This window comes from Pseudomonas kurunegalensis (assembly GCF_030291635.1).
In the GTDB taxonomy this organism is placed as follows: Bacteria; Pseudomonadota; Gammaproteobacteria; order Pseudomonadales; family Pseudomonadaceae; genus Aquipseudomonas; species Aquipseudomonas monteilii.
This window is the reverse complement of the sequence record NZ_CP127871.1, coordinates 968,261-985,560: the sequence shown is the minus strand read 5'-3', so window position 1 is coordinate 985,560 and position 17,300 is coordinate 968,261. Positions and strand designations below refer to the sequence as shown.

The 17,300-nt window shown below is 63.9% G+C and carries 13 protein-coding genes; all 13 read left to right on the top strand.

Going from position 1 to position 17,300, the window contains the following annotated elements; genetic code table 11:
- Positions 1-51: 51 nt before the first annotated feature.
- The 13 genes from QQ992_RS04450 (at position 52) to QQ992_RS04390 (ending at position 17,177) form a co-directional block, all read left to right on the top strand.
- Positions 52-1,488, top strand: a complete 1,437-nt coding sequence (locus QQ992_RS04450) for a TolC family outer membrane protein (protein ID WP_286112359.1) — start codon at positions 52-54, stop codon at positions 1,486-1,488.
- Positions 1,485-3,653 carry a type I secretion system permease/ATPase gene (locus QQ992_RS04445; RefSeq protein ID WP_104833402.1) on the top strand — a complete coding sequence of 723 codons (2,169 nt, stop codon included), beginning with the start codon at positions 1,485-1,487 and terminating at the stop codon, positions 3,651-3,653. Before QQ992_RS04450 ends, QQ992_RS04445 begins: the two co-directional genes overlap by 4 nt.
- A complete protein-coding gene (locus tag QQ992_RS04440; RefSeq protein WP_286112357.1) occupies positions 3,650-4,834 on the top strand; it encodes an HlyD family type I secretion periplasmic adaptor subunit in 1,185 nt (394 codons plus the stop codon). Before QQ992_RS04445 ends, QQ992_RS04440 begins: the two co-directional genes overlap by 4 nt.
- A gap of 359 nt (positions 4,835-5,193) precedes the next feature.
- Complete coding sequence (locus QQ992_RS04435) at positions 5,194-6,093, top strand: chemotaxis protein (RefSeq protein ID WP_105945673.1); 900 nt, start codon at positions 5,194-5,196, stop codon at positions 6,091-6,093.
- A gap of 88 nt (positions 6,094-6,181) precedes the next feature.
- The gene (locus QQ992_RS04430; protein WP_105945672.1) at positions 6,182-6,493 is read left to right on the top strand and encodes a hypothetical protein; all 312 of its coding nucleotides are present in this window, start codon (positions 6,182-6,184) and stop codon (positions 6,491-6,493) included.
- A complete protein-coding gene (locus QQ992_RS04425; RefSeq protein WP_286112356.1) occupies positions 6,490-7,224 on the top strand; it encodes a YkgJ family cysteine cluster protein in 735 nt (244 codons plus the stop codon). Before QQ992_RS04430 ends, QQ992_RS04425 begins: the two co-directional genes overlap by 4 nt.
- A gap of 269 nt (positions 7,225-7,493) precedes the next feature.
- Positions 7,494-8,657, top strand: coding sequence for an efflux RND transporter periplasmic adaptor subunit (locus tag QQ992_RS04420; RefSeq protein WP_286112355.1), 1,164 nt, complete (start codon positions 7,494-7,496; stop codon positions 8,655-8,657).
- Positions 8,654-11,746 carry a multidrug efflux RND transporter permease subunit gene (locus QQ992_RS04415; protein ID WP_286112353.1) on the top strand — a complete coding sequence of 1,031 codons (3,093 nt, stop codon included), beginning with the start codon at positions 8,654-8,656 and terminating at the stop codon, positions 11,744-11,746. The genes QQ992_RS04420 and QQ992_RS04415 overlap by 4 nt, the downstream gene beginning before the upstream one ends.
- A gap of 9 nt (positions 11,747-11,755) precedes the next feature.
- The gene (locus QQ992_RS04410; RefSeq protein ID WP_012270545.1) at positions 11,756-12,430 is read left to right on the top strand and encodes a heavy metal response regulator transcription factor; all 675 of its coding nucleotides are present in this window, start codon (positions 11,756-11,758) and stop codon (positions 12,428-12,430) included.
- On the top strand, positions 12,405-13,808 hold the full coding sequence (locus QQ992_RS04405; RefSeq protein ID WP_286112352.1) for a heavy metal sensor histidine kinase: 1,404 nt from the start codon (positions 12,405-12,407) through the stop codon (positions 13,806-13,808). Before QQ992_RS04410 ends, QQ992_RS04405 begins: the two co-directional genes overlap by 26 nt.
- A 278-nt stretch (positions 13,809-14,086) precedes the next feature.
- Positions 14,087-14,311 (top strand): hypothetical protein, encoded by a 225-nt coding sequence (locus tag QQ992_RS04400; RefSeq protein ID WP_019099753.1) that lies wholly within the window; start codon positions 14,087-14,089, stop codon positions 14,309-14,311.
- A 164-nt stretch (positions 14,312-14,475) separates the two neighbouring features.
- Positions 14,476-15,695 (top strand): IS3 family transposase gene (locus tag QQ992_RS04395; protein ID WP_286110958.1). Its coding sequence is split into 2 segments (ribosomal slippage): positions 14,476-14,824 and positions 14,824-15,695, totalling 1,221 coding nucleotides; the frame shifts between segments, so codons are not numbered across the junction.
- Positions 15,696-15,842: 147 nt separating this feature from the next.
- Entirely contained in the window at positions 15,843-17,177 is a 1,335-nt protein-coding gene (locus QQ992_RS04390) for an OprD family porin (protein WP_286112351.1), read from the top strand.
- Positions 17,178-17,300: the final 123 nt, after the last annotated feature.

Here is a 17,300-nt window from a genome sequence, read left to right as displayed (position 1 = left end):
CCCGCCGGGCACACGCCCGGCGGCATGGACGACCAGCAGTAAGGGAACTATGTGAAGCGAAGCAGTCCGCTGTCACCGCTGTTGCTGGGCGCCTTCGGGCTCCTGGTGCTGAACTTCCACCCGGCCGCCCAGGCAGCCGACGACATCGACCCACAACTGCGCCAGATCGGGCCATCGCTGTTACGCGATGCGCCCGAAGCGGTGCCCGCCCGCCCCGCTATCGGCATGGCCCCAGTGGCCAGTGGCGAGCGCCTGGGGCTGACCGACGCGGTGCTGCAAGCCGCGCAATGGCACCCCAGCATCGCCGAGGCCATCGGCAACCTGTACAAGCAGGGTGAAGGCATCAACGTCGCCCGTGCGGGGTATTACCCGCAGATTTCCGGCGGTATCCGCACCGGTTATGACACCGGTTACGGCGGTGACCGCAACAGCCAGGCACTGAACCTGTCGCTCAAGCAAATGCTCTACGACTTCGGCAAGGTCGACAGTGCCGTCAGCGCGGCCCAGGCCGCCGCCGCCCGTGCCCAGGCCAACATCCTGCTGGTGGTCGACGAGCTGGCCCGCGACACGGCCTACGCCTGGATCGAAACCCGCCGCTACGAACAACTGATGACCATCGCCCGCGACCAGATTCGCGGAGTCGGCGACATTGCCAGGATGGCCCGTCAACGCAGCGACATGGGCGCCAGCACCCGCTCCGACGTGGTGCAAGCCGAGTCCCGCGTGGAAAGCGCCCGCGCCACGCTGGAGGAATACCAGTCGCAGTATGAACGCTGGCGTTCCACCCTGGCGGCGCTGATGGGGCGCGTTACCCCGCCAGCGCTGACCGAGCAAGCACCGCCCGAGCTGAACCAGGCCTGCAAACGGCCCTCGCAGGGCGATGACCGCCTGCCCGCCGTGCTGATGGCCCTGGCCCAGCGCGCCCAAGGCCAGGCCGAACTGGCCCAGGCCAAGGCCGAAGCCTACCCGACCCTGTCTTTACAACCCCAGGTCAACCACTACCTGGACGACGACTACAACCGCGACAACGCACGCCTGGACCGCACCCAGGCCGGTATCTACCTGAACGTCGAAGTGCCCATCTACCAGGGCGGCGCCATCAGCGCCCGCACCCGCGCTGCCGGCCATGCGCTGACCGCCGCCGACTCCGCCGAGGATGCGGCACGCCTGCAGGCCCGTCGCGGCCTGGCCGAGGCCATGGCGCAAACCTCCGGGCTGGGCCGGCGGCTGACGTCGCTGGAGGCGCGCCAGGTCAGCATCCAGGAAGCGCGCATGCTGTACGGCCGACAGTACCTGGACCTGGGCACGCGGCCCCTGCTCGACCTGCTCAACGCCGAGCAGGAGATCTACCAGTCACGCTTCGAACTCGCCGGCACCCGCTCCGACCTGCTGCGCCTGGATGTCGACTGCCTGTACAACACCGGCGCCCTGCGCACGGCCTTTGGCCTTGAGGGGCGCAATCTGCAAGGGGTGGAAATCCAGCCATGACCGATTCCATCAATGTAACCCTGCCCAACCAGGCGCCCGCTGCTGCGCCCGAAGCGGCTCACCGGCCAGACCTTGGGCCATGGCTGGAGGTGATGCTGCAAGTAGCGCATCACTACCGCCTGGACGTGTCGCCACAACGCATCCGCCTGGCCGCCGTCGAGGACGCCCGCCCGCTGGACGAAATCCTCCGCCACATGGCGCGCCAGGCTGGCCTGGCCCTGCGCTTCGTGCGCTTTGATGCCAAAGGCCTGCGGCAATGGCGCACCCCGTTGGTGCTGGAGCTGGATGACGGCCAGTTGGCCGTGGTCGAGTCAGTCACTGAAGAGGACGACCTGGCGGTGGTGTTTGCCGGCGACCAAGGCCTGACCTCACGCCTGCCGCGTGACAGCCTCAAAGGCCGCATCAACCGTGTCGCCCTGCTGCGCCCGGCGCGGCCGCTGCGCGACGTGCGCACCGACGACTACACCGCGCCCTACGACCGCCACTGGTTCGCCCGCATCGTGCTGCGGGACCTGCGCCCGTATGGGCAAGTGATGGTCGCCTCGCTGGTGGCTAACGTGCTGGCCCTTGCCGGGGTGCTGTTCTCGATGCAGGTGTATGACCGGGTAATTCCGGCCGAATCGCTGCCCACCCTGTACGTGCTGTTTGGCGGCGTGGTGCTGGCGCTGGTGTTCGACTTCAGCATGCGCCTGCTGCGGCTAAAGGTAACCGACCTGCTCGGCAAGCGCGCCGACCTGCGGGTGAGCGACCTGGTCTACGGGCATGCGTTGCGCCTGCGCAACTCGGTGCGGCCGAAGTCCACCGGGTCGTTCATCTCGCAACTGCGCGAGCTGGAATCGATCCGCGACCTCATCACCTCCAGCACGGCCACGGTATTGGCGGACCTGCCGTTCTTCCTGCTGTTCCTGCTGGTGTTCTGGCTGATCGGCGGCGTGCTGGTGTTCATCCCGCTGGTCGCACTGCTGGCCATGGTCGTGCCCGGGGTGCTAGCACAGCGGCGCCTGGCGCGGCTGGCCAACGCCTCCATGCGCGAATCGGCGCTGCGCAACGCCATGCTGGTGGAAAGCATCCAGGGCCTGGACGAAATCAAGGCACTGCAAGCCGAAGCGCGCTTCGAGCGGCAATGGAACCAGTACAACGCGGCCTGTGCCCACACCAACCTGCGCCTGCGCACCCTCACCAATGGCCTGGTGACCTGGACGCAGAACGTACAGGGCGCCGTGTTTGCCGTGGTCATCGTGATCGGCGCGCCCATGGTGATCGCCGGCGACCTCACCACCGGTAGCCTGGTGGCGGCGTCGATGCTGTCGTCGCGGATGATGGCACCGCTGGCACAACTGACCCATGTACTGACCCGCTGGCAGCAGGCCAAGGTGGCCCTGCAAGGGCTGGACAAGCTGATGCAGTCACCGGTCGACCACCCCGAAGGTGAAGCCCGCGTACACTTGCCAGCCATTCGTGGCGAGTACCGCCTGCGCCAGGCCAACTTCCGCTACAGCGAAGAATCGCCGCCGGTACTGAATATCGGCCAACTGGACATTCAACCGGGCGAGCGCATCGCCGTGCTCGGGCGCAATGGCGCCGGCAAATCGACCCTGCTGCAAGCCCTGGGCGGGGCCATGGACCTGGTGCAAGGCGAGGTCAGCCTGGACGGTATCGCGATGGCCCACCTCGACCCTGCCGACCTGCGCCGTGACGTCGGCCTGCTGCCGCAATACGCCCGGCTGTTCCACGGCACCCTGCGGGAAAACCTCACTCTGGGCGCCGGCCAGGCCAGCGACCAGGAACTGGTGGCCGCACTCGCCGCCACGGGGGCACTGGACTTCGTGCGCCGCCTGCCCAAGGGCATGGACCACCTGATCCTGGAAGGTGGCCTAGGCCTGTCTGGCGGCCAGCGCCAGGCCCTGGTGCTATCGCGCCTGCTGGTACGCCAGCCGCAAGTGCTGCTGCTGGACGAGCCCACTGCGTCGCTGGACGACATGACCGAGCGCAAGCTGCTGGATAACCTTGAACGCTTCTGCCAAGGCCGCACCCTGGTGATCGCCACGCACCGCCTGAGCGTGCTGCAACGGGTCGACCGCATCCTCGTCCTCGACGGCGGGCGCATAGTCATCGACGACACGCGCGATGCCGCGCTGGCCAAACTGCAAGGAGCCCAGGCATGAGCAACCATGAACTCCCGGCCTCCTACCTGGACGGGCAGGACGACCAGGCGGTGTTCCGCGCCGGACGTATCATCACGATTTGTGCATTGATGCTGGCCGCGTTCCTGGCCTGGGCCGCCTGGTTCGAGGTGACCGAGGTGTCCACCGGCACCGGCAAGGTGATCCCCAGCTCGCGGGAGCAGGTGATCCAGTCGTTCGAGGGCGGCATCGTGGCGCAGATGAGCGTGGCCGAAGGCGACCTGGTCGAGCGCGGCCAGGTGCTGGCCCAGCTGGACCCGACCAAAACCGCCTCCAGCGTTGGCGAAAGTGAAGCCAAGTACCGCGCCGCCAAGGCCAGCCAGGCCCGCCTGCAGGCGGAGGTGACCGGCAAGCCGCTGACCTTCCCCGACAGCCTGCGCGACTCGCCCGAGCTGATCGACGCCGAAACCGCGCTGTACCAGACCCGCCGTCGCGGCCTGGAGCAAACCCTGGCGGGCATCCAGGACTCACTGCAACTGGTGCGCAGCGAACTGAAGATCACCGAAAACCTGGCCAAGATGGGCGCCTCCAGCCGGGTCGAGGTGATCCGCCTGAACCGCCAGCGCTCGGAGCTGGAACTCAAGGCAAACGAAGCCCGCTCCGATTACCTGGTGCGCGCCCGGGAAGAACTGGCCAAGGCCAGCGCCGAGGCCGACAGCCTGTCGGAAGTGGTGCGCGGGCGCAGCGACTCGCTTACCCGCCTGACCTTGCGTTCGCCGGTGCGCGGCATCGTCAAGGACATCGAGGTCAACACCCTGGGTGGCGTGGTGCAGCCCGGGGGCCAGGTGATGAAGATCGTGCCGATGGACGAACGCCTGCTGATCGAAACCCGCATTGCCCCGCGTGACATTGCCTTCATTCACCCGGACCAGGCAGCCAAGGTCAAGATCAGTGCTTATGACTATTCGGTGTACGGCGGGCTGGATGGCAAGGTGGTGGGCATTTCGCCAGACACCTTGCAGGATGAAGTGAAGCCCGAGATCTACTACTACCGGGTGTTCATCCGTACCGAGCAGGACAGCTTGCAGAACAAGGCCGGCAAGCACTTTGCGATCGTGCCGGGGATGATTGCCACGGTGGATATCCGCACCGGAGAGAAGACCATTCTGGATTACCTGATCAAGCCACTGAACCGGGCCAGGGAGGCGCTGAGGGAACGGTAGTGCATGCCTGAAGGCTTGCAGCGCCTATGAGATCGAGCGCCGCCCGCGCGGCGCATCGCGAGCAAGCTCGCTCCTACATTTGTTTCGGGCCAGTTTTCCTGTGCCGCCGTATGCAACCGCCTTGGCGCATGGCTCGATATCGAAGGGTACGAACAAGGCGATCGCGCGCACCTCTTGCAGGAATGATTGGCCCGAAACAAATGTAGGAGCGAGCTTGCTCGCGATGCGCCGCGCGGGCGGCGCTCGGTCGTATCGGCAACAAAAAAACCAAGGCGAACCCATCAACTTCCATCACCCCCTAAAGCCATCCACCAAAGGGCCGATAACAGGTTATCCCCTGTTCCCCACCGAAGGTCACCATGGCCACGCAAAATGCCCGCGCGGACTCGCTGTCCCTGCTGCTGTTCACCCTGCGCAGCGGCAAGCTGATGGCAATCAACCTGCTCAAGGTCAGCGAAATCATCCCCTGCCCGCCGCTGACCAAGCTGCCCGAGGCGCACCCCCACGTAAAAGGCGTGGCGACCCTGCGCGGCCACTCGCTGTCGGTCATCGACCTGTCCCGCGCCATTGGCGAGCGGCCTCTTGCCGACCCGGACGGCGGCTGCCTGATCGTCACCGAGATCAGCCGGTCGCGCCAAGGCCTGCATGTGCAGGCGGTCAGCCGCATCGTGCATTGCCTGAGCACCGACATCAAACCGCCCCCCTTTGGTTCGGGCAACCGCTCGTTCATTACCGGTGTGACCCGGGTGGACAACACCCTGGTACAGGTGCTGGACATCGAAAAAGTCATCCATGCCATCGCCCCACCAGTGGCCGAACCGCCCCATGGCACCTTGAGCGAAGAAGACGCCAGCCTGCTGGCCGCCGCCAATATCCTGGTGGTGGACGACAGCCAGGTAGCCCTGCAGCAGTCGGTGCACACCCTGCGTAACCTGGGCATCGAATGCCACACTGCGCGCAGCGCCAAAGACGCCATTAACGTGTTGCTGGAACTGCAGGGTACGCCGCAGGAGATCAACATCATCGTCTCCGACATCGAAATGAGCGAAATGGACGGCTACGCCTTCACCCGCACCCTGCGCGAAACCCCCGATTTCCAGCACCTTTACGTGCTGCTGCACACCTCGCTGGACAGCGCCATGAGCAGCGAAAAGGCAACCCAGGCAGGGGCCAACGCCATCCTCACCAAGTTCTCCTCACCGGAGCTGACCGATTGTCTGGTGGTGGCTGCACGTACCGTGGTGTTCACCGAGCGCTGATATATTCAGCGACAACTTCCCCGGCTTGCCGCCGGGGGTGAGTCGGGCATAATTCGCGCCCCTCGTGAAAAAACTGCCGGAACCGCGTATGAAGTTCTTCAGCTCCATCCTGATCAGCTGCGCCCTTTTCAGCGGTATCGCACAGGCCTCCAGCAGCCAGGCCTGGAACGAGCAGCGCCAACAGATGCTCAAGGCCTGCCTGGCCGCCAGCCAGTTCAAGGATGCTCATGCCCGCGGTAAGCCCGCCGAATTCGATGACCAGGTGGGCATGAGCGCCCTGCTGATCGAAGGCGTCTACCCACAGAAGCACATGCAGCAGCGCACCGGCACCGAGTTGTGCCTGTACGATCGCCAGCACCAGCGTGCCTTTGTCAGCGAGTGGAGCCCGGAGGCCAAGTGACCGACAGCTTGCGATTTGGCTGTACCGGTTGCGGCAAGTGCTGCACGGGCCACCATGTACCGTTGACGCTTGATGAAGCACGACGCTGGGCGGACGATGCCGGCCAGATAGTGGTGCTGATCGAGGCGTTCATCACCGACGGCCCCGGCATGCCGGCTGAACAGCGCGAGCATGTCATGCGCCGCTCCCATCCCGTGCACTGCGGTAACGGCGAAGCACGCGTGTCAGTAACCTTTGCCGCCTTCAACCCCGGTCGCTGCCGCAACCTCGACGACAACGACCTTTGCACGATCTACGACCAGCGCCCGCTGGTCTGTCGCATCTACCCGGTGGAGATCAACCCACACATCCCGCTGCGCCCGGACAACAAGGACTGCCCGCCAGAAGCCTGGCAGCAGGGGCCGGAACTGATCCACGGTACGCAACTGGTCGACGCCGAACTGGAGGCGCTAGTGCAAGCCTCGCGGCAGGCCGACCGGGATGACATTGCTGCCAAGGTGGCGGTGTGCCAGGCGCTGGGCATGACCACCAGTGCCCTCAAGGGGAATGGTTTTACAGCTTACCTGCCGGACATGGGGGCGTTTGCCACTGCGCTGGCGCAGGTGCAGGGGGATGACGGGGGGCAGTGGACCTTGCATGTGCAGGATGAGGCGCTGGTCACGAGCTTGCAGGGGCTTGGTTTGCGCACTACCAGCGAAACTCCGGTGTATTACGCCTTCATTGGTTTCTAGACAAAACCTACGCGGTCCCCTTGTAGGAGCGGCCTTGTGTCGCGATCGGGCTGCGAAGCAGCCCCAGGATTTCAGCGTTACCACATAGATTACCGGGGCCGTTTCGCGGCCCGATCGCGACACAAGGCCGCTCCTACACGGGATCGCATTCTGCCGTGAGCGAAACTGACAGCGCTGTCAGCCAGCGGTCACGCTGCCGACCCGGTTCGGGGGCTATAAGCTGTATACAGACCGCCCTTCCCTCCCTTCTGGCCAAGGTGCCCGCACCGATGCGACGTCCGTCCCGCTCTGTCATCCTCGCCGCCCTGGCGCTTCTTGTCCTGGTGGTAGCGGGCAGCTGGTATAGCCAGCGCCAGCCTGCACCCGCTGCCCGTGCGCAGGCGGCCATCCCCGTGCGTGTGGTCAGCGTCGCCCAGCAAGACGTGCCGCGCTACGCCAGCGCCATCGGGACAGTTCAGTCGCTGCACAGCGTCGAGGTACGGCCACAAGTCGAGGGGGTACTCACCCAGGTGCTGGTCAAGGAAGGCCAGTGGGTCAAGGAAGGCGACCTGCTCGCCACCCTCGACGACCGCAGCATCCGCGCCAGCCTCGACCAGGCCCGCGCCCAGCTCGGCCAAAGCCAGGCACAGATCCAGGTGGCTGGCGTCGACCTCAAGCGCTACCGCCTGCTCAGCAGCGATGACGGCGTATCCAAGCAAACCCTCGACCAGCAACAGGCGCTGGTCAACCAGTTGCAGGCCACCGTCAAGGGCAACCAGGCCGCCATCGCCAACGCTGAAGTGCAGCTTTCCTACACGCAGATCCGTTCACCGGTTACCGGGCGCGTCGGCATCCGCAATGTCGACCCAGGCAACCTGGTACGCACCAGCGACACCCAAGGCCTGTTCAGCGTCACCCAGATCGACCCCATCGCCGTCGAATTCGCCCTGCCGCAGCAGATGCTGCCAACCCTGCAAAGCCTGCTCAAGGCTCCCACTCCGGCGCTGGTGCAGGCCTACATGGACGCCGACGGCGACCGCAGCCTGCTCGGCGAAGGGCACCTGGCACTGATCGACAACCAGATTTCCGGCACCACCGGTACCGTGCGGGTAAAGGCCGAGTTCGACAACAAGGACGGCCACCTGTGGCCGGGCCAGCTGGTCACCATTCGCCTGCGCACCGCCGTGGAAGAAAACGCCCTGGTGGTGCCGCCACCGGTGGTGCAGCGCGGCGTCGACGGGCACTTCGTCTACCGCCTGGACGGCGACAAGGTCACCAGCGTGCCGGTGAAGGTGCTGTACCAGGACAGCGGGCTGAACACCATTGCCGGGGTCAAGCCGGGCGAGCGCCTGGTGCTCGATGGCCAGTCAAGGCTCAAGCCGGGCGCGCGGGTCGAGGTCACGCCTGATGCTCCCGCGCCGTCGGAAATGGCCGACCGCCGGAGCCAGCCATGAACACGCGCAACGGTGTTTCTGCCTGGTGCATCGACCACCCCATCGCCACCCTGCTGCTGACCTTCGCCCTGGTGCTGCTGGGGGCAATCGCCTTCCCACGCTTGCCGGTGGCGCCGTTGCCGGAGGCGGACTTCCCGACCATCCAGGTGACTGCCCAGCTGCCCGGTGCCAGCCCGGAAACCATGGCCTCGTCGGTGGCCACGCCGCTGGAGGTGCAGTTCAGCGCCATCCCCGGCATGACCCAGATGACCAGCAGCAGCGCGCTGGGCTCGACCACCCTGATCCTGCAGTTCACCCTCGACAAGAACATCGACACCGCCGCCCAGGAAGTGCAGGCGGCGATCAACACCGCCACTGCGCGCCTGCCGCAAGACCTGCCCAACCCGCCAACCTGGCGCAAGGTCAACCCGGCCGACAGCCCGGTGCTGGTGCTGACGGTCAGCTCTGACCAGATGCCCGGCAACGACCTCAGCGACTACACCGAAACCCTGCTGGCCCGCCAGCTGAGCCAGATCGACGGGGTGGGCCTGATCAACATCACCGGCCAGCTGCGCCCGGCAATCCGCGTGCAGGCGCAGCCCGAGAAGCTGGCCGCCATCGGCCTGACCCTGGCCGACCTGCGTCAGGCCATCCAGCAGACCAGCCTGAACCTGGCCAAGGGCGCGCTGTACGGCGAGCACAGTGTGTCGACCATCGCCGCCAACGACCAGCTGTTCCACCCCGAGGACTACGCGCAACTGATCGTCTCGTACCGCGATGGCGCCCCGGTGCACCTCAAGGACGTGGCCAAGGTGATCAACGGTGCCGAAAACGCCTACGTCAAGGCCTGGTCCGGCGACCAGCCGGGGCTGAACCTGGTGATCTTCCGCCAGCCCGGGGCCAACATCGTCGATACCGTAGACCGGGTGCTGGCCGCCCTGCCCCGGCTGCAAGAGATGCTGCCAGCCTCGGTCGAAGTGTCGGTGCTGCAGGACCGCACCCAGACCATCCGCGCCTCGCTGCACGAAGTGGAGCTGACCTTGATGATCGCCGTGGCCCTGGTGATCGGGGTAATGGCACTGTTCCTGCGCCAGTGGTCGGCGACCATGGTGGTATCCAGCGTGCTGGGCGTGTCGCTGATCGCAAGCTGCGCGTTGATGTACATCCTCGGTTTCAGCCTGAACAACCTCACCCTGGTGGCCATCGTCATCTCCGTGGGCTTCGTGGTCGACGATGCCATCGTGGTGGTGGAGAACATCCACCGCCACCTGGAGGCCGGCGACGACAGCCGCACGGCGGCGCTCAAGGGTGCCGGGGAAATCGGCTTTACCGTGGTGTCGATCAGTTTCTCGCTGATTGCCGCATTCATCCCGCTGCTGTTCATGGGCGGTGTGGTCGGGCGGCTGTTCAAAGAGTTTGCCCTGACCGCCACGGCCACCATCCTGATTTCGGTGGTGGTTTCGCTGACCCTGGCGCCAACCCTGTGCGCACTGTTCATGCGTCGCCCGCCCGGTGAACACAAGGGCGGCTTTGGCGAACGCCTGGTCAAGTGGTACGAAAAGGGCCTGAACCGCGCCCTCGCGCACCAGCGCCTGACCCTGGGTGTGTTCGGCGTGACCCTGGCGTTGGCAGTGGCCGGTTACGTGGCCATCCCCAAGGGCTTCTTCCCGTTGCAGGACACCGGTTTCATTCTGGGCACCAGCGAAGCAGCGGCGGATGTCTCGTACCCGTCGATGATCGAGAAGCACCAGGCGCTGGCCAAGATCATCGGGGCAGACCCGGCCGTGCGCGCGTTTTCCCACTCGGTGGGCGTTACCGGCAGCAACCAGACCATCGCCAACGGCCGTTTCTGGATAGCCCTCAAGCCGCGAGGTGAGCGCGATGTGTCGGCCAGCGAACTGATCGACCGACTGCGGCCCAAGCTGGCCCAGGTACCGGGCATTGTCCTGTACATGCGCGCCGGCCAGGACATCAACCTCAGCTCAGGCCCGTCCCGCACCCAATATCAGTACGTGCTCAAGAGCAACGACGGCGAGGCCCTGAACCTGTGGACCCAGCGCCTGACCGACCGGCTGCGGGAAAACCCGGCGTTCCGCGACCTGTCCAACGACCTGCAGCTGGGCGCCAGCGTCACCCGCATCGACATCGACCGCCAGGCCGCCGCGCGCTTCGGCCTGACCACCACCGATGTCGACCAGGCCCTGTACGACGCCTTCGGCCAGCGGCAGATCAGCGAATTCCAGACCGACACCAACCAGTACAAGGTGATCCTTGAACTGGATGCGCAACAACGTGGCAAGGCCGAGAGCCTCAACTACTTCTACCTGCGCTCGCCGTTGAGCAACGAAATGGTCCCACTGTCGGCAGTCGCCCACGTGGCACCGCCCAGCACCGGGCCGTTGTCGATCAGCCACGATGGCCTGTTCCCGGCGGCCAACCTGTCGTTCAACCTGGCCCCCGGCGTGGCCCTGGGCGATGCGGTGAGCATCCTCGACCGCACCCAGCGCGAGCTGGGCATGCCCGACTCCATCAGCGGCAACTTCCAGGGTGCGGCCCAGGCGTTCCAGAGTTCGCTTTCGAGCCAACCGTGGTTGATCCTGGCCGCGCTGGTGGCGGTGTACATCATCCTCGGCGTGCTGTACGAAAGCTTCGTCCACCCGCTGACCATCATTTCCACCCTGCCCTCGGCCGGCCTGGGTGCGTTGATATTGCTGTGGGCCATGGGCCAGGACTTCAGCATCATGGGGCTGATCGGCGTGGTGCTGCTGATCGGCATCGTCAAGAAAAACGGCATCCTGCTGATCGACTTTGCCCTGGAAGCCCAACGTCATCAGGGCCTGACGCCGGAGCAGGCGATTCATCAAGCGTGCCTGACGCGCTTCCGGCCGATCATCATGACCACCCTGGCAGCCTTGCTCGGCGCGGTGCCGCTGATGTTCGGCTTTGGCACCGGCGCCGAGTTGCGTCAGCCACTGGGCATTGCAGTGGTCGGCGGCCTGCTGGTGAGCCAGGCCCTGACGCTGTTCACCACCCCGGTCATATACTTGGCCCTGGAGCGCCTGTTCCACCGCCGCCAGGCTGCCCGCGCGGCAGCGCCAAGTGCCAGTTAGGACAAGACCATGCGTGTGCTGATCATCGAAGACGAAGAAAAAACCGCCGACTACCTGCATCGTGGCCTGAGCGAACAGGGCTTTACCGTGGACCTGGCGCGGGACGGCATCGACGGCCTGCACCTGGCCCTGGAGGGCGATTACGCGGTGATCGTGCTGGATGTGATGCTACCCGGCCTGGACGGCTATGGCGTGCTGCGCGCCTTGCGCGCGCGCAAACAGACGCCGGTGATCATGCTGACCGCCCGCGAGCGGGTCGAAGACCGCATCCACGGCCTGCGTGAGGGTGCCGACGACTATCTGGGCAAGCCGTTCTCGTTTCTTGAACTGGTCGCCCGTCTTCAGGCCCTTACCCGCCGTAGCAGCAGCCACGAACCGCTCCAGGTGCAGGTGGCAGACCTGTGGATCGACCTGATGGCGCGCAAGGCCACCCGCGCCGGCCAGCGCCTGGACCTGACGGCCAAGGAGTTCTCGCTGCTGAGCGTACTGGCCCGGCGGCAGGGTGAAATCCTGTCGAAGACGGCGATTGCCGAGCTGGTCTGGGACATCAACTTCGACAGCGATGCCAACGTTGTGGAAGTGGCGATCAAGCGTCTGCGCGCCAAGCTGGACGGGCCTTTCGACAACAAGCTGCTGCACACCATCCGAGGCATGGGCTATGTCCTGGAAAACCGTGCGGGGTAATTCCATCGCCCTGCGTCTGTCGGCGCTGTTCATCCTGGTAGCACTGGGCGTGTTCGTGTTGATCGGCTCGGCACTTTACCGCCAGGTCGACCACAGCCTGGACTTGCTGCCGCAAGCCGAACTGGACGCACGCTTCAGCGTGCTCGAATCCACCCTCAACCGCTTCGGTACGCCCGATCACTGGGCCAAGATCAACAACAAGCTCAACCTGCTGAGCGAAGAAGACAAACGCATCCGCTTCTGGGTGGTCAGCAGCGACCCGGCCTACGAGTACGGCCACCCCAGCGAGCTGGTACGGGCCTTCGCCGAAGGCCTGCAGGGTATGCGTGACCTGCGTCTGCCCGACCGCCCCTACCCTTACAAGGTGCTGGTCAGCGAACTGCCAGCGCTGGGCGAGCGGCCACCGCTACGCTTTCTGATCGGCATCGACACCGAAACCTTCTGGCAGGCGCAGCACAGCCTGCTGGTGGCGATTGTCGGGCTGGCAGTGCTTGGCGTACTGCTGGCCTCAGTGCTGGGCTACTGGGTGGCGCGCATTGGCCTGCGCCCGTTGCTGGCGTTGTCCAACGAGGCCCAGGCCCTGGCCCCGCCACGCCTGGACGGGCGCTTGAAGACCCACGCGCTGGCCCCGGAACTGGCGCAGTTTGCCGGCGCCTTCAACGCTGCGCTCGACCGCGTGAGCCAGGCCTACTCGCGGCTGGAAGCCTTCAACGCTGACGTTGCCCATGAACTGCGCTCCCCGCTCACCAACCTGATCGGCCAGACCCAGGTAGCACTCACCCGAGGCCGCAGCGCCGAGCATTATTTCGAAGTGCTGCAATCCAACCTGGAAGAGCTGGAACGCCTGCGCAGCATCATCAACGACATGCTGTTTCTGGCCAGTGCCGACCAGGGCAGCAAGGCCACTGCCCTGACCCAGGCCTCGCTGGCAGAGGAAGTGGCGACCACGCTCGACTACCTGGACTACATCCTCGAAGACGCGCAGGTCAGCGTGAGCGTAAGCGGCGATGCCCACGCCCCCATCGAAAAAGCCCAACTGCGCCGAGCGTTGATCAACCTGCTGAACAACGCCGTGCAACATACGGCGCCACACCAGGTGATCCAGGTGCAGATCGATGCCGGGCCGGACCAGGTCAGCATCGCTGTGAGCAACCCGGGGCCGGCGATTGACGATGAGCACCTGCCGTTGCTGTTCGAGCGCTTCTACCGGGTGGATGCGGCGCGCAGCAACAGCGGAGGGGGTAACCATGGGTTGGGACTGGCCATCGTCAAGGCGATTGCGCTGATGCATGGGGGGGAGGTGTTCGTGCGCAGCGGGGCTGGGGTCAATACCTTCGGTATCCAGTTGCCGATCCTCAGGGCTACGCGGTCCCTGTAGGAGCGGCCTTGCGTCGCGATGGGGCGCGCAGCGGCCCCAAATTCTGTGCAATGGCATAAATAGCCGGGGCTGCTGCGCAGCCCATCGCGACACAAGGCCGCTCCTACAAGGACCGCGTCTAGCGCGCGGGTTTGCGCCGAAAGTACTATTGCTTTCTCAGGGATCGTTACCTTTTGCGCAACAGTGCTTATCGCACTCAGGTCTGTTTCCAGTGCATTGAAAGGACTAACTTTACCCCCGTCCTCATTAGCACTTGCACCGCAAGAAGGTAGTTTCAAATGTCCAACAGTATGGGTATTGCCAGCGTCTTCGTCCTGTCTTCCCTGTTGTTGTCGCCCCTGGCCATGGCCGAAGAATCCAGCGCTTTCGTCACCCGTAATGCAGCGCTCGCCGCCGTCCACCAAGAGGCCCGCGACGCTGTAGCTGCAAACAAGTCTGACGCCGCCAAAGACGCAAAACAGACAGCTTCCAAAGTTTCTGTCGATGCCAATGCCGACAGCTGATCAAGCGCTGTTGCTGCTCCCGATTTCCCTTGGCTACGCCATGGGCACCACCGGTGCCGATATGTTAGCCTTTTAAAGCCGCTGCCGATCAGCGGCTTTTTTTATGTGCTTGTCCCGTCCTGAATAAGGTTTACACCTCTCATCCCGATTTTCCGGAGAGCTAGATGGAGCAAGGTGTAAAGCGCACACAGCGAGATTACTCGCTGTCTTTTAAATTGGCCGTCGTTGATCAGATCGAAAAAGGCGAGCTGACCTACAAGCAGGCTCAGGTGCGGTATGGCATCCAGGGTCGCTCGACGGTTCTGGTATGGTTGCGTAAGCATGGTCGGCAGGATTGGAGCCAAGGGGCGTCGATCCGGGCCGAGAGGAGCTGCGCGATGTCCGACCCTAAAACGCTCACTCCAGAGCAGCGGATCAAAGAGCTTGAGCAGCAGCTTGAGCTGATGAGCCAGAAGGCTCAGTTCTTCGAGACCGTCGTTGATGTCCTGAAAAATGACTACGGTGTATCAGTCGTAAAAAAGCGATCCGGCAAGTCCTCTCGCAAGGTCAAGTCGCAGGACTGAGCATTGCCAGGGCTTGTCAGTTTCTAGGCATTAGCCGGCAGGCTTACTACAAGCGCAATCGAGCTGCTGATGGCAAAGATCGCCAGGCAGATCGGGTTGTCGAGGTTGTTCAACAAATCCGGATGCGTCAGCCACGGCTAGGCACACGGAAGCTGCACTATCTGCTGCATTGCCAGCCTGATAGGCGAGTCCAGGTTGGTCGAGACCGACTATTTCAGGTTTTGGGAGAGCGCCGCTTGCTGGTGCTACCCAAGCGGGCGTATCACAAGACAACACAAAGCTTTCATCACTTCTACCGCCATCCGAACCTACTCAAACCGGGCCCGAATCAGGTTATCCCGTCAGGGCCGGAGCACGTTTGGGTCGCGGACATTACCTACCTGCCAGCTAGTAGCGGCCCGTTGTACCTAAGCCTGGTAACGGATGCGTACTCCAGAAAAATTGTTGGTCACCACGTACACGAAAGCCTGCACGCCGAGTCAGTTGCGCAAGCCTTCAGACAGGCTCTGCGCAAGCGGCGGCATCGCCAGCCACTGGTCCATCACTCGGACCGCGGCATCCAATATTGCTCGGCGCTGTACCAGTCACTGCATGCGCGGCACGGAGTCCAATGCTCGATGACTGATGGATATGACTGCTACCAGAACGCGTTAGCCGAACGCATTAACGGAATCCTCAAAACAGAACTGCTGCTGAGTAACCCTGAAAACCTGGAGCAGGCAAGGAAGATGGTTGATGAGGCAGTGCAAATCTACAACACAGAGCGGCCCCACATGGCCCTGAAAAACAAAACGCCCGATGCGGTGCATCGGGCGTTTTGAGGCCTATCGGCCTACCTGAACAGGTGTAAACCTATTTCAGGACTAGACAGCTTTAACGCTCAGCCCGGCTGTAACGTCTACTTATAAGAAAGACGCACATTCAAAAATAAAAACTGCCCCACCGTCACACCAAAGGAGCTAGTACCGGTGCCTTCCGCGTTTCGTTTTACCCCGCTGTTCATTGCGTTGACTGCAACGATCCCTTTCGCCGCCCAGGCAGATGAAGACAAGGCTGATGGCTTCATCGAAGGGTCGTCCTTCAACCTGCATTTCCGTAATGCCTACTTCAACCGCGACAACCACAACGCCGGCGTGCGCGACACCCGCGAGTGGGGCCAGGGCGCGGTTGCGCGCTTCGAGTCGGGCTACACCCCGGGAGTGGTCGGCTTTGGCCTGGACGCCCATGCCATGCTGGGCCTCAAGCTCGACGGCGGTGGCGGCCATGCCGGCACCAGCATCCTGCCCGAGCACATCAAGGACGACGGCGAGCTGGGCGCTGCCCCGCACTCGTTCTCCACGGCTGGCGCTGCGGTCAAGCTGAAGGCCTTCGACACCGAGCTGAAAGCCGGTGACCTGTTCCTCACCAACCCGGTGATCGCTGGCGGCGAAACCCGCATGCTGCCGCAGACGTTCCGTGGTGTAAGCCTGACCAACACCAGCATCGACGGCCTGCTGCTCGAAGGCGGCCAGGTGAGCTTCACCCACCCGTACAACCAGAGCGGCCACCGCCGTATCGACACCTACTACGGCGCGCTGAACGAACACGACAAGAGCAAGCACCTGAACTGGGCCGGCGCGTCGTGGAGCGGTACCGAAAACATCACCGCCAACCTGTACGCCGCCGAGCTGAAGGACATCTGGAACCAGTACTACGCTGACTTCGACTACACCTACGTGGTCAACGACCTGGTCAGCCTGAACCCGGGCGTGCACTTCTACCACACCCAGGACACCGGCCAGGCCCTGCTGGGCAAGATCGACAACAACACCTACAGCGTTCACTTCACCGTCAACGCCGGGTTCCACAGCGTCACCGCCGCCTACCAGCGAGTCAACGGCAACACGCCGTTCGACTACATCAACCTGGGCGACAGCGTGTACCTGGACAACTCGCGCATGTACTCGGACTTCAACGCGCCGAACGAGCGCTCGTGGAAGCTGCAGTACAACTATGACTTCGCCGGCGTCGGCGTACCTGGCCTGACCACCTCGCTGTCGTACTCACGCGGTGAAGCCGACCTGACCAAGGCGGTGCAGGACACCACGCACTACGACTACTACCGTGAAGATGGCAAGAACGCCATGCACTGGGAACGTGACCTGGACGTGAAATACGTGTTCCAGGAGGGTGACCTGAAAGACCTGTCGGTATTGGTGCGCTATGCCACCCACCGTGGTAGCCAGGGTTATGCGTCGATCGACAGCAACAGCGACAACGATGAAGTGCGAGTGATCGTGGATTACCCACTGAACGTGTTCTGATCCCGTTTTTTAAGCTTCACACATAACCCCTGTGGGAGCGGATTTACCCGCGAAGAAGGCACCGCAGTGTTGGGCACCGGCTTCGCCGGTGTTCGCGGGTGAACCCGCTCCCACAGGGTGGAC